Below are 13,761 nucleotides of genomic sequence, written 5' to 3' on the forward strand. Positions count from 1 at the left end.
GTATCGTCCCGGCCGCGCTCCCTGCTCTAGCCGAGGCCGGGGCGGCCTGTAAACCGCCCCGGCACGGATGTCAGACGGCTTCGACCGTCTGCACTTCCGGAATGAAGTGGTGCAGGAGGTTCTGCACGCCGTGCTTCAGCGTCGCCGTCGAGGACGGGCAGCCCGAGCAGGCGCCCTTCATGTTGAGGAAGACCGTGCCGTTGCGAAACCCCTTGAAGGTGATGTCGCCGCCGTCCTGGGCGACCGCCGGGCGCACGCGGGTTTCCAGCAGTTCCTTGATGGTCGCGACGATCGATTCGTCGCCGGCCTCGAAGAATTCGCCTTCCGCGTCGAGCGCGTCATGGCTGCCGCCGGCACCGCCCATGATCGGCGCGCCGGACATGAAATGCTCCATGATCGAACCGAGGATCGCCGGCTTCAGGTGATGCCACTCCTGGGCCTCCTTCGTCACGGTTATGAAGTCGTAGCCGAAGAACACGCCGGCGACGCCCGGAACGGCGAAGAGCCGTTCGGCGAGCGGCGACTCCTCCGCTTCCTCGACGCTGCGGAATTCGGCCGTGCCCTCTTCCATCACCACCTTGCCGGGCAGGAATTTCAGCGTGGCGGGGTTCGGCGTCGCTTCGGTCTGGATGAACATGATGGTCTCCGTGTCGACCGGCGCGCGGGATGGGGCGCGGTCATTTAGAATAATTCAAAACTATATATAGACCCAGGCGCGGCCGACATCAAGGTGGCGGCGACGCGGCTCAGCTCAGCGCGTCGATGTCTTCGTCCGTCAGCTGGTCGGGGATGACGGTGACGGGGATCGGGAAGGCGGCGGCCTTGCCGGAGAGCGAGGAGACGAGCGGCCCCGGCCCGTCCTTGGCCGAGCCTGCGGCGAGCACGAGGATGGCGATGTCGCGATCCTCCTCGATCAGCGCGTGGATCTCCTCCAGCGCGCCGCCCTCGCGCACGACGGTTTCGGCCTCGATGCCGATCGTCTCGCGCACCGTCTGGGCGATCTTGGCGAGCGTCGCCTCCGCCTCGTCCATCGCCTCGGCGCGCATGATTTCCTCGACCCCCAGCCATTGCTGGAAGTCGCCATTGGCGATGACGTAGAGCAGGACGAGGCCGCCGCCGGAATTCTTCGCCCGCATGCCGGCATAGTGGACGGCGCGTTCGCATTCCGGCGTGTCGTCGATCACCGCCAGGAATTTCCGGCGGTGACCTTCCAGTCGCGAGAGTCGGGTCGATACCATGCGGGCGAGATTTACACCGCCGCCCGCCGCCCGCAAGGCCTCTTTTTCGCCATCATCTCAGAAAGCCGACGATGTCGCGCACCTCGTTCATCGTCTTTTCCGCCCGCGCCCCGGCGCGCTCGGCGCCGTCGCGCAGGATGGCGTCGATATGGCGGGTGTCGTCCATCAGGCGGCGCATCTCGGCCGTGATCGGCGAGAGCGTGGCGACGGCGAGATCAATCAGCGCCGGCTTGAAGACGGAGAACTGCTGGCCGCCGAATTCGGCGAGCACGTCCGCCTTGGTCCGGTCGGAGAGTGCGGCATAGATGCCGACGAGATTGTCGGCCTCGGGACGGCCGGCAAGACCCTCCGTCTCGCCCGGCAGCGCGTCCGGATCGGTCTTGGCCTTGCGGAACTTCTTCGAGATCGCGTCGGCATCGTCCATCAGGTTGATGCGCGACAGGTCGGACGCATCCGACTTCGACATCTTCTTCGTGCCGTCGCGCAGGCTCATGACACGCGGCGCCGGCCCGCCGATCAGCGGCTCGACCGGCGGGAAATAGGCATGCACCGGCTCCTCGCCGACGACGATGTCGACGCCGAGGCCGGTGCGGCGGATGTGCTCGGAGAAGTCGATGTTGAACTTCTGGGCGATGTCGCGCGTCAGTTCCAGATGCTGCTTCTGGTCGTCGCCGACCGGCACATGGGTGGCGCGGTAGACGAGGATGTCGGCCGCCATCAGGCTCGGATAGGCGAAGAGACCGAGCGAGGCGTTCTCGCGGTCCTTGCCGGCCTTGTCCTTGAACTGGGTCATCCGGTTCATCCAGCCGATGCGGGCGACGCAGTTGAAGATCCAGGCGAGCTCGGCATGCTGCGGCACGGCCGACTGGTTGAAGACGATGTGCTTCTTCGGATCAATGCCGGAGGCGATGAAGGCGGCGGCGATCGAGCGGATCTGGCCCTTCATGTCCTCGTGGACGAGCTGCGCCGTCAGCGCGTGCAGGTCGACGACGCAGTAGATGCAGTCGTGCTCGTCCTGGAGCGCGACGAACTTGCGGATCGCGCCGAGATAGTTGCCGAGATGAAGGTTGCCGGTCGGCTGGACGCCGGAAAAGACCAGCGGCTGGAACTCTGCCATGATGTCCTCGTCAGGCGTGGGGGCGGGCCGCTCCCCGGATGATGCTGGCGGCGCTTATGCACGGCCCCCTTGGCGCAATCAAGGCCCTTCGGGCTCCGCCGGTTGAAGCAGGTCCCAATGATTGCCGAAGGGATCGGAAAAGACGGCGACGCTGCCATAGGCTTCGTGGCGCGGTTCTTCGAGGAAGCTGACGCCGCGGGCGCGCATCGCCGCATGGTCACGCACAAGATCGTCGGTGAACAGGAAGAAGCCGACGCGGCCGCCGGCCTGCCGGCCGATCGCCGCCTCCTGTTCAGGCCCGACCGCCCGTGCCAGCAGCAGCGCCGTCTCGCAGGCACCCTTCGGCCGGACGACGACCCAGCGCTTTCCTCCGCCCATCTCCGTGTCCTCGAGAAGATCGAAGCCGAGCGCGCCGCAATAGAAGGCGATCGCGGCATCGTAGTCGGGCACGAGCAGCGCGACGCGGGCGATCCTCTGCCTCATGCGCCCGCCGCCGGATCGGCGGGTTCCGCCGGCCGGGCCTTGCGCTTCAGGTTGCGCCTCAGCATCCGCGCATCGGCGGCCCCCGTCAGGAAGCAGAGGCCGAAGTAGAAAACCATGGCACCGCCGATCAGCGCCATCAGGGCGGCAAGCTGCGTGACGAGCGAGGCCTCGGGCGTCAGCCAGCCGGAGAGCCGGCCGGAGGCGTATTGCAGGGCGAACGCCATGGCGACGGTGACGGCGAGCATGCGCGCGACCCTGCCGGCGAGCGCCGCCTCCCATTGCCAGTGGCCGCGCTTCACCAGCATGACAAACAGCGCGATCGCCGTCAGCCAGCCGGACGCCGCCTCCGCCGTGGCAATGCCGCGCTCGGCGAAAAGGGGAAAGAGCGTGACGGCGAGCACGCAGTTGACCGCGACCGAAAGTCCGGTGATCACCATCGGCGTGCGCGTGTCCTCGCGGGCGAAGAAGCCCGGATTGAGCGCCTTGATCGCGACGAAGGCCGGCAGGCCCATGCCGTAGATAGCGAGCGTCCCGCCGACGACGGCCGTCGTCTCGACGCCGAAGGCGCCGCGCTCATAAAGCACGCGGACGATCTCGTCGGAGATCACCCAGAGCGCGCCCGCCGCCGGCAGCGTCAGGAACAGCACGAATTCCATCGAGCGGTTCTGCAGGTTTTCCGCTTCCCTGACATGGCCCGCGCGCAGGGTGCGCGCCAGTTCCGGCAACAGCACGACGCCGACGGCGATGCCGACGACGCCGAGCGGAAGCTGGTAGATCCGGTCGGCATATTGCAGGGCCGCGATCGCGCCGTCCTTGGTCGAGGCGATCATCTGGCCGATGATCTGGTTGATCTGGGTGATGCCGCCGGTCGCCGCCGCCGGCAGCGCCAGCCAGAGCAGGCGCTTCACGTTCGGGGTCATGCGCGGCCGGCGAAAGCCGATCGACATGCCGGCCTGGCGCACGCCCGCATAGAGCACCGCCATCTGCAGCAGGCCGGCTGCGAGAACGCCGAAGGAGAGATACCAGGCGGTCTGCAGCGGATCGGCGCCGGTCCAGAGCCCGTAGCCGAGCGCGCCGATCAGCACGAGATTGAGGAAGACCGGGGCGACGGCAGCAGCAAAATAATGCTGCAGCGAGTTCAGCATGCCCGACAGCATCGCCGTCAGCGACATGCAGGCGAGATAGGGAAACATCACCCGGGAGAGCGCGACGGTGACGTCGTATTTCTCCGGATCGCCGGCGAAACCGGGCGCGATGATCGTCATCACCAGGAGCGGCATCGCCAGTTCCATGAGGATGGTGAGGATCAGGAGCACCGAGAAGAGGACGCCGAAGACCTCTTCCGAGAAGCGTTTCGCGCCGTCATGCCCGTTCGCCTCGATCTCGCGGGCGAAGAGCGGCACGAAGGCGGCGTTGAAGGCGCCCTCGGCGAAGAGCCGGCGAAAGAGGTTCGGGAAGCGGAAGGCGGCATAGAAGGCGTCGGCATAGGGACCGGTGCCGAGCGCGGCGGCCATCAGCGTCTCGCGGCCGAAGCCGAGCAGGCGGCTGCCGAGCGTCGCGCCGCCGACCGTCATGAATTTGCGGACGAGGCTCATCGGCGGCCCTTCACTCGTCGGCCCTCGCCCGCTTCTGCGCCGTCCGCGCCGCTGCCTCCGGGGCGATGACGCCGGAGGGCATCGACTCGCGCGCCGCATCCGCCTCGCCCGCCATCACATGCCGCAGCCGCGCGGCGATATGGCCGTGCCGCGTCTCGCCGATGACCTTCTGGCCGAGGAGATCGGTGACGTAGAAGGTGTCGATCACCTTCTCGCCGAAGGTGGTGATGTGGGCGGAGGCGATGTCGAGCGAGAGGTCGGAAAGGACGGCGGTGATCTCGGACAGGAGGCCGGTGCGGTCGAGGCATTCCACCTCGATCACGGTGAACTTGTTGGAAAGCGTGTTGCTGATCGTCACCGCCGGCGGCACGACGAAGGCGCGCGAGCGCTTGCGGTTGCGCGCCTTGCTGGCGATCACGTCGGGAAGCCGCTTGCTGCCGGAGAGCACGTCCTCGATCATCTTGCCGATGCTCGCCGCCCGGCGCGTCTCGTCCTCGTCGACGGAAAATTCGCGGGTGACGAGGATCGTGTCGAGCGCGCGGCCGTCGCAGGTGGTGAAGATCTGCGCGTCGACGATGTTGGCCCCCGCGGCGGCACAGGCGCCGGCGATGACGGTCAAGAGCCGCGGATGGTCCGGCGACAGAACGGTGATCTCCGTGATCGCGTGGAACTCGTGGGTCCTGACCATGGTCGAAAGCGCCTTGCCGGCCTTGTCCGCCTCGCGGATGAAATGGGCGTGGCGGATCTGGTCCTCCAGCGGCACGGAGAGCAGGTAGGGCTGGTAGTGCAGCTTGGTGTAGGTCTTGCGGTCCTTCTGGCTCCAGTCGCGCAGCGCGCCGTAGAGCAGTTCGGTCGCGTGCTTGGCGCGCTCCTTGCGCGGCACTTCGGAAAAGCCGCCGGAGATCATCAGCTCGGTTTCATAGTAGAGCGTGCGCAGCAACTGGCCCTTCCAGCCGTTCCAGACGCCGGGACCGACGGCGCGGATGTCGCAGACGGTGAGGATCAGCAGCATCTTCAGCCGGTCGAGCGACTGGACGCGCTCGGCGAAGTCGACGATCGTCTTGCGGTCGTTCAAGTCGCGGGTCTGCGCCACCATCGACATGGTGAGGTGCTCCTGGATCAGCCAGGCGACCATCTCGGTCTGCTTCGGCGTCAGGCCGAAGCGCGGGCAGAGCTTTCGCGCGACCCGGGCGCCGCCGGTCGAGTGGTCCTCGGGCCGGCCCTTGGCGATGTCGTGCAGCAGCACGGCGACATAGAGCACCTCGCGGTCCTCGACGCCCGGCATCAGCTTGACGGCGAGCGGATGGGCCTCCTGCTCCAGCCCCTGGTCGACCCGCGACAGCACGCGCACCGTGCGCAGCAGATGCTCGTCCATCGTATAGTGATGGTACATGTTGAATTGCATCAGCGAGACGATCTTGCCGAAATCCGGGAGAAAACGGCCGAGCACGCCGGACTCGTTCATCCGCCGGAGGATCAGCTCCGGATCGCGCCTCGACGTCAGGATCGACAGGAAGAGGCGGTTCGCCTCCTCGTCCTCGCGCAGTTCCGCATTGATGAGGCCGAGGGAACGGGTCACCTGCTTCAGCGCCTGGGGATGGAATTCCAGCTTGTTGATGTCGGCGATGTGGAAGAAGCGGATGAGGTTGACCGGATCGCGCCGGAAGACATCGGGGCTTGCAAGCGCGATGCGGCCGCGGTCGTCGATGAAGTCGAGCGTGCCGGCGATCTTGCGGGCGCGGTTGGTGAAGCGGCTGATCACGCCCGTCAGGCCCGGCAGGTCCTTCGCCTGCTGGTCTTCCAATGCCGCGCAGAAGATGCGGGTCAGGTCGCCGACATCCTTGGCGACGAGGAAATAGTGCTTCATGAAGCGCTCGACCGCGGTCAGGCCGGGATGGTCGTTGTAGCCGAGCGCCTCGGCGATCTCGCGCTGGATGTCGAAATGCAGCCGCTCCTCGGCCTTGCCGGTCAGGAAATGCATGTGGCAGCGCACCGCCCAGAGGAAATCGTCGGACTTCATCAGGAGCCGGTATTCCTGCTTCGACAGGACGGCGAGCTTGACGAGGTCGGCGGAATCCTTGACCCGGTAGAAATACTTGGCGATCCAGAACAGCGTGTGCAGATCGCGCAAGCCCCCCTTGCCCTCCTTGACGTTCGGCTCGACGAGGTAGCGCGTGTCGCCGGCCTTGCGGTGGCGCTCGTCGCGTTCCGCGAGCTTCGCGGCGATGAATTCGGGGCCGGAATGGCGCACGATGTCGTGGTCGAAGCGCGCGACAAGCTCGTCGGCAAGCGGCCGCGCGCCGCAGATGTAGCGGCATTCGAGGATCGAGGTGCGGATCGTCATGTCGCCGCGCGACAGGCGGATGCATTCCTCGATGGTGCGGGTGGCATGGCCGACCTTGAAGCCGAGATCCCAGAGAACGTAGAGCATGAACTCGATCGCCGGCTCGGCCCAGGGCGCCTTGGCCTGCGGCAGCAGGAACAGGAGATCGATGTCGGAGCCGGGCGCCAGCGTGCCGCGACCGTAGCCGCCGACGGCGGTGACGGCGATGCGGGCCGCGGCCGGCGCATGGGCGGCATCGAAGACATGGTGGAGGACGAAATCATGCAGCACCGTGATGAGCTGGTCCTGCAGCCAGGAGATCCGCTCGGCGCAGAGCAACCCGCCGCCGTCCTCGAAGAGGAGCGCGCGGGCACGGGCGCGGCCCTCGAGATTGGCCTTGCGCAGCGCCTCGAGCAGCGCCTTGCGCATCGGGTCGCGCTGCTCGGCATGGGCGGACGCGATGAAATCGCATTGCGCGCGCAGGGCGGCGATGTCGATGATGGCGTGTTCTGACGTCTGCGCTTTCGTCATCGGGGGACGACCATGATCCTGTGCCAATGGCTTGGCGACCCGCTGCGTCTGCATGGGCTTTCAACCTTGATGCCGGAGGAAGTGCGCCTGACTTAGGCGCAGACGGCGAAAAATGCGACCCCTTCCGGGAAAGAAGGCCGCATCTTTCCTATAGCCCTCAAGGATTGCCAAGTTGTTTCTTCAGCGCGTAAAGGGCGTCAAGCGCCGCGCGCGGCGTCATCTCGTCGGGATTGAGGGCGGCCAGCGCCGTCTCCACCGGCGAGGGTCCCTTCGGCGCCGGCGTTTCCTCCCGCCGCGCGGCGACCTGGAACAGCGGCAGGTCGTCGACGAGCCGGCGTGCCGGGTTCTTGCGTCCCGCATCCTCGAGCATGGCGAGCACGTCGCGCGCGCGGGCGACGACGGAGGGCGGAAGCCCGGCAAGGCGGGCGACCTGGATGCCGTAGGAGCGGTCGGCGGCCCCGGGGCCGACCTCGTGCAGGAAGATCACCTCGCCGTCCCATTCCTTGACCCGCATCGTCACGTTGGAAAGGCGGGCGAGCTTTTCCGACAGTGCCGTCAATTCGTGGAAATGGGTGGCGAAGAGCGCGCGGCAGCGGTTCGCCTCGTGCAGGTGCTCGACCGCGGCCCAGGCGATCGACAGGCCGTCGAAGGTCGCCGTGCCCCGGCCGATCTCGTCGAGGATGACGAGCGAGCGGGCGGTCGCCTGGTTGAGGATCGCCGCCGTCTCGACCATCTCGACCATGAAGGTCGAGCGGCCGCGCGAAAGGTCGTCGGAGGCGCCGACGCGGGAGAAGAGCCGGTCGACGATGCCGATATGGGCCTCGGCGGCGGGCACGAAGGCGCCCATCTGGGCGAGGACCGCGATCAGCGCGTTCTGGCGCAGGAAGGTCGACTTGCCGCCCATGTTCGGGCCGGTCAGCAGCCAGATCGCCCCTTCCGCCCGGCCGCTCGCCGGCGTCAGGTCGCTGTCATTGGCGACGAAGGCATGGGCGCCCTGCCGTCGCAGCGCCTGCTCGACCACCGGGTGGCGGCCGGAAGCGATGCGGAAGGCGGTGGAGCCGTCGACGACCGGACGGCAGTAGTCCTCGTCGGCGGCAAGCACCGCGAGCCCGGCAGAGACGTCGATGACGGCGAGCGCGCGCGCCGCCGCCTTGATCGCGCCGGCGTGCCTGCCGACCGCGCCGGAAAGCGCCTCGAACATGTCGAGTTCGAGCGCCAGCGCCCGGTCGGCGGCATTGGCGATCTTGGTTTCGAGCTCGCTCAGCGCCGTCGTGGTGAAGCGCATCGCATTGGCCATCGTCTGACGGTGGATGAAGCGGCCGGGATTGCCGGTGACCGCCTCGGCATTGCCGGCCGTCACCTCGATGAAGTAGCCGAGCACGTTGTTGTGCTTGATCTTCAGCGAGCGGATGCCGGTCTCCTCGGCATAGTCGTTCTGTAGGCCCGCGATGACGCGGCGCGAGCGGTCGCGCAGCGCCCGCATCTCGTCGAGCTCGGCATCGGCGCCCTCGCGGACGAAGCCGCCGTCGCGCTTCAGGAGCGGCAGGTCGTCGGCAAGCATCGCGCCGAGCGTTGTCCTGAGGTCGTCCGGCAGCGCGCGGATTTCGGCAAGCGCCGCGTCGATCTCCGCCGGCGGCTCCGACCCGTCGAAACGGGCAAGCACCTCGGCGGCGGCGTCGAGGCCGGCGCGGATGGCGCCGAGATCGCGCGGCGAGCCGCGCCCGAGCACGATGCGGGAAAGCGCCCGCGGCATGTCGGGAAGGCGCTTCATCGCGTCGCGCAGGTCGCCCCTCAGCCCTGCCTCGCCAAGGAACCAGGAGACGCTGTCGAGGCGTGGCGCGATCGCCGCCGGATCGGTCAAGGGCGACATCAGCCGCTCGGTGAGCAGCCTTGCGCCGCCGCCGGTGACGGTGCGGTCGATCGCCTTCAGCAGCGTGCCGTTGCGGTCGCCGGAGGCGGTGCGCACCAGTTCGAGGCTCGCCCGCGTCGCCGCGTCGATGAAGAGCGTCGAGGCGCCGCTTTCGCGCTCCGGCCGGCCGAGGGCGGGACGGGCGGCGATCTGCGTCTTCTCGACATAGGCGATCGCCGCCGAGGCCGCCGCGATCTCGGCGCGCGAGAAATTGCCGAAGCCGTCGAGCGTCGCCACGCCGAAATAGCGGGCGACGCGGCCCTCGGCCGAGGCGCTGTCGAAGATGACGGCCGGCTGCGGCACCGCCGTGCGGCCGAGCATGTCCATCACCGGGCGCAGCTCCGGGTCGTGGAAAAGGCTGTCGGCAAGGATCAGCTCGCGCGGCTCGATGCGCAGGATGTCGGAGAGAAGGCGGCCCTCCGCCGTCTCGGCGAGGCGGAAGATCCCGGTCGAAATGTCGATCCAGGCGAGCGCGAGCTGCGGCTCCGCGCCGCCGCGAATGCGGGCGAGCGCCATCAGATAGTTGGGCTCGGCCGGCGAGAGCAGCTTTTCCTCGGTGATCGTGCCGGGGGTGACGAGGCGGACGACGTCGCGCTTGACCACGGATTTCGAGCCGCGCTTCTTCGCCTCCGCCGGATCCTCGATCTGCTCGCAGACCGCGACGCGGAAGCCGAGGACAATCAGCTTCTGCAGGTAATCGTCGGCGGCATGGACCGGCACGCCGCACATCGGGATGTCCTGCCCGAGATGCTGGCCGCGCTTGGTCAGCGTGATGCCGAGCGCGCGCGACGCGTCGACCGCGTCGTCGAAGAACAGCTCGTAGAAATCGCCCATCCTGTAGAAGAGCAGCGAGCCGGGATTGGCCGCCTTGATCTCGATATACTGCTCCATCATCGGCGTCGCCTGCGCGCGGCTTTCCGGCAAGAGCACGTCGCGGGACGGATCGGAGGATGTCGGGACCTGTTCTGTCACGGCAGGGATACTATTCCAAAAAAACAGGTGCGACCCTAGCCGCCCGGCGCTAGAACACAACACTGAAGAGGTGCCGGAGGACAGGCGCCCACAGAAAAGCCGGAGGGACCATGGCCGACAAGCAGGAACGCATGCGGGTTGCCGCGCAGGAGGCGCTCGACTTCCATTCGCAGGGCCGGCCGGGCAAGCTCGAGATCTCGCCGACCAAGCCGATGGCGACGCAGCGCGACCTGTCGCTCGCCTATTCGCCCGGCGTCGCCGTTCCGGTCCTTGCCATCGCCGAGGATCCGGCGACCGCCTACGACTACACGACGCGCGGCAACATGGTCGCCGTCATCTCCAACGGCACCGCCATCCTCGGCCTCGGCAATCTCGGCGCGCTCGCCTCGAAGCCGGTGATGGAAGGCAAGTCGGTCCTCTTCAAGCGCTTCGCCGACGTCGATTCGATCGACCTCGAGGTCGATACCGAAAACGTCGAGGAATTCATCAACTGCGTGCGCTTCCTCGGTCCCTCCTTCGGCGGCATCAATCTCGAGGACATCAAGGCACCGGACTGCTTCATCATCGAACAGCGTCTGCGCGAGATCATGGACATTCCGGTGTTCCATGACGACCAGCACGGCACCGCGATCATCGCCGCCGCCGGGCTGATCAACGCGCTGGCGCTGACGGGGCGCGACTTCAAGACGACGAAGCTCGTCTGCAACGGCGCCGGCGCGGCCGCGATCGCCTGCGTCGAGCTGATCAAGGCGATGGGGTTCTCGCCGCAGAACGTCATCCTCTGCGACACCAAGGGCGTGATCTACAAGGGCCGCGAGGAGGGCATGAACCAGTGGAAGTCGGCCCATGCCGTCGACACGCCGCTCAGGACGCTCGCCGAGGCCATGGAGGGCGCCGACGTCGTCTTCGGCCTGTCGCAGAAGGGCGCCTTCGCCGAGGAGATGATCCGCGCCATGGCCGACCGGCCGATTATCTTCGCGATGGCCAATCCCGATCCGGAGATCACGCCGGAGGAGGTCGCCGCGATCCGCGACGACGCGATCATGGCGACCGGGCGCTCGGACTATCCGAACCAGGTCAACAATGTGCTCGGCTTTCCCTACATCTTCCGCGGCGCGCTCGACGTGCGCGCCTCGACGATCAACGACGACATGAAGATCGCCGCAGCGAAGGCGCTCGCCTCGCTCGCCAAGGAGGATGTGCCGGACGACGTCGCCGCCGCTTACCAGGGCAACCGGCCGCGCTTCGGGCCGCAATACATCATCCCCGTGCCCTTCGATCCGCGCCTGATCTCGGCGATTCCTGCAGCGGTAGCGAAGGCCGCCATGGACAGCGGCGTCGCCCGCAAGCCGATCACCAACCTCGAAGCCTATGGCCGGCAGCTCTCGGCGCGGCGCGACCCGATCGCCTCGACGCTGCAGCGCATCTTCGAGCGGGTCCGCCGCCAGCCGAAGCGCGTCGTCTTCGCCGAGGGCGAGGAGGTGCAGACGATGCGCGCCGCGCTCGCCTACGCCAACCAGCAGCTCGGCACCGCTCTGCTTCTCGGGCGCGAGGAGACGATCCGCGAGGTCGCCCACCGCGAGGGCGTCGACCTCGACCGGCCCGGCATCCAGATCGTCAATGCCCGCATCTCGAGCCGTGTCGGCGCCTATATCGACCATCTCTATGCCCGCCTGCAGCGCAAGGGCTACCTCTTCCGCGACGCGCAGCGCCTGATCCACAACGACCGCAACCATTTCGCAGCCTCGATGGTGGCGCTCGGCGACGCGGACGCGATGGTGACGGGGCTCACCCGCAACTATTCGACGGCGCTCGAGGATGTCCGCCGCGTCATCGATCCGAAGCCCGGCCACCGCGTCATCGGCGTCTCGATCGCGCTCTGCCGCGGCCGCACCGTGCTCGTCGCCGACACCGCGGTGCACGACATGCCCTCGGCCGAGGAGCTTGCCGACATCGCCGAGGAGGCCGCCGGCCTCGCCAGGCGCCTCGGCTACATGCCGCGCGTCGCCATGCTCGCCTATTCGACCTTCGGCCATCCCTCGGGCGAGCGCTCGGAACGGGTGCGGGAGGCGGTCAACATCCTGGAACGCCGCCGCGTCGATTTCGAATTCGACGGGGAGATGGCGGCGGACGTGGCGCTGAACGCGAGGATCATGGAGCAGTATCCGTTCTGCCGGCTCTCCGGCACGGCGAACGTGCTGGTCATGCCCGCCTTCCACTCGGCGTCGATCTCGACGAAGATGCTGCAGGAACTCGGCGGCTCGACCGTGATCGGCCCGCTGCTCGTCGGCCTCGACAAGTCGGTGCAGATCGTCTCGATGGGGGCGAAGGACAGCGACATCGTCAATCTGGCGGCGATCGCGGCCTACAATGCCGGGGCCTGATCCCGTCGCCACGGCGCGGCCTGCCGGAGCATGTCCCGCCCCGTCCGGATCGGGTTCGACGTCGGTGCGATGCGCCGTAACGGAGTGACGGGGCATATCCGGTGAACCCGTGTTCGCCGGATATGCCCTTGAATCTGCCCGGGGATGGACGTGGAACCCGGTCATCCGGGAAAGACAGACGCGCACAACGGCGCCGAGAGCCCGTCTGGTTCAGAGTGAACCTGACCGGCTCAAGGCCCGGCGGGCGCGGGTTCAGCTGGCGAAACGTCCGGCATCGGCGCCGTAATAGTTGAGGTAGCGGCCGGAAATGCTGGTGATCGGCAGGACGACCAGTACGTCCGTCGTGTTGAAGGCCCGGTCGACGACCGCGCCGCGGCCGATCATGGCGCCGAGCCGCAGGTAACCCTTGATCAGCGGCGGCAGCACGGTCAGCGCCTTGCGGGCATTGACGGCCTCCGCCGGCATCAGGTCCATGGTGCGGAAGAGTTCCGGACGGGCCGCGACATCCCATTCCGGCGTGACGGCGGCGTGGTGGTGCAGGAAGGAGAGCGCCAGCGCGTGCTCTTCCGGGATCACGCCGGGAAGCGAACCGCAGCCGAACATCGCCTGCACGCCGTATTTCAGCGCATAGGCCCAGTTGCCCTGCCAGAGCAGTTCGACGGTGCGCTTGGTGCGATAGGCGGGCAGCACGCAGGAGCGCCCGAGCTCCATGAAATTCTTGTCGGGATGGCGGGCGAGCAGCGCATCGATGCCGAACTCTCCGGCGGAGTAGAACCCGCCGTGGTCGCGGGCGACGTCTTGGCGCAGCAGCCGGTAGGTGCCGACGATCTGGTCCTCCGGGTCGCCGGCGATCGCGGTGTCGAGCACGAGCAGATGGTCGCAGATCCCGTCCCAGCGATCGATGTCGCGGCGTCGGCGGGCGGAGTCCGCGTCGACCTCGGCCTTCATCTCCTCGACGAACACGCGGTAGCGCACGGCCTGGGCCGCGTCGATTTCGGTGGCGGTGCGGGCGATCCGGGTTTCGAGCGTACCGATGCGGCCGAGCACCCCGGCGGCGGGCGGAGTAACCCTCCCCGTCTCGGCCGGCTTCCGGTTCGGTATCGCCAGAACGGCGTCCATCGGCTCGACTGTCATCGCATCACCCCGCCTTATGTCGCTTTCCGGCTTAAACCAGTTTTTTGCGACAGCATAGTGACACGGCGGGACCGC

At 67.6% G+C, this 13,761-nt stretch carries 9 protein-coding genes; 1 reads left to right on the plus strand and 8 read right to left on the minus strand.

Features of this window, described 5'->3' with window-relative positions:
* Positions 1-70 precede the first annotated feature (70 nt).
* The 7 genes from ACEVQ6_RS02115 to mutS form a co-directional block, all read right to left on the minus strand.
* Positions 71-637, minus strand: coding sequence for a NifU family protein (locus ACEVQ6_RS02115; RefSeq protein WP_374887231.1), 567 nt, complete (start codon positions 635-637; stop codon positions 71-73).
* Positions 638-746: 109 nt separating this feature from the next.
* Positions 747-1,238, minus strand: a complete 492-nt coding sequence (locus ACEVQ6_RS02120; RefSeq protein WP_374887232.1) for a universal stress protein — start codon at positions 1,236-1,238, stop codon at positions 747-749.
* Positions 1,239-1,290: 52 nt separating this feature from the next.
* On the minus strand, positions 1,291-2,355 hold the full coding sequence (trpS, locus tag ACEVQ6_RS02125) for a tryptophan--tRNA ligase (protein ID WP_374887233.1): 1,065 nt from the start codon (positions 2,353-2,355) through the stop codon (positions 1,291-1,293).
* A 78-nt stretch (positions 2,356-2,433) separates the two neighbouring features.
* A complete protein-coding gene (locus tag ACEVQ6_RS02130) occupies positions 2,434-2,838 on the minus strand; it encodes a VOC family protein (RefSeq protein WP_374887234.1) in 405 nt (134 codons plus the stop codon).
* On the minus strand, positions 2,835-4,433 hold the full coding sequence (gene murJ, locus ACEVQ6_RS02135; RefSeq protein WP_374887235.1) for a murein biosynthesis integral membrane protein MurJ: 1,599 nt from the start codon (positions 4,431-4,433) through the stop codon (positions 2,835-2,837). The genes ACEVQ6_RS02130 and murJ overlap by 4 nt, the downstream gene beginning before the upstream one ends.
* A 10-nt stretch (positions 4,434-4,443) precedes the next feature.
* Positions 4,444-7,287 carry a [protein-PII] uridylyltransferase gene (locus tag ACEVQ6_RS02140; RefSeq protein ID WP_374887236.1) on the minus strand — a complete coding sequence of 948 codons (2,844 nt, stop codon included), beginning with the start codon at positions 7,285-7,287 and terminating at the stop codon, positions 4,444-4,446.
* Between the two features lie 157 nt (positions 7,288-7,444).
* Entirely contained in the window at positions 7,445-10,090 is a 2,646-nt protein-coding gene (mutS, locus tag ACEVQ6_RS02145) for a DNA mismatch repair protein MutS (protein WP_374887359.1), read from the minus strand.
* Between the two features lie 188 nt (positions 10,091-10,278).
* Here mutS and ACEVQ6_RS02150 point away from each other — a divergent pair, with 188 nt between their 5' ends.
* Positions 10,279-12,552, plus strand: coding sequence for an NADP-dependent malic enzyme (locus ACEVQ6_RS02150; RefSeq protein ID WP_374887237.1), 2,274 nt, complete (start codon positions 10,279-10,281; stop codon positions 12,550-12,552).
* 252 nt (positions 12,553-12,804) lie between these two features.
* Here ACEVQ6_RS02150 and ACEVQ6_RS02155 read toward each other — a convergent pair whose 3' ends face one another.
* On the minus strand, positions 12,805-13,671 hold the full coding sequence (locus tag ACEVQ6_RS02155; protein ID WP_374887360.1) for a GNAT family N-acetyltransferase: 867 nt from the start codon (positions 13,669-13,671) through the stop codon (positions 12,805-12,807).
* Positions 13,672-13,761 lie beyond the last annotated feature (90 nt).

Origin of the sequence: Ensifer soli (assembly GCF_041928815.1) — a bacterium.
GTDB lineage: Bacteria > Pseudomonadota > Alphaproteobacteria > Rhizobiales > Rhizobiaceae > JBHFEI01.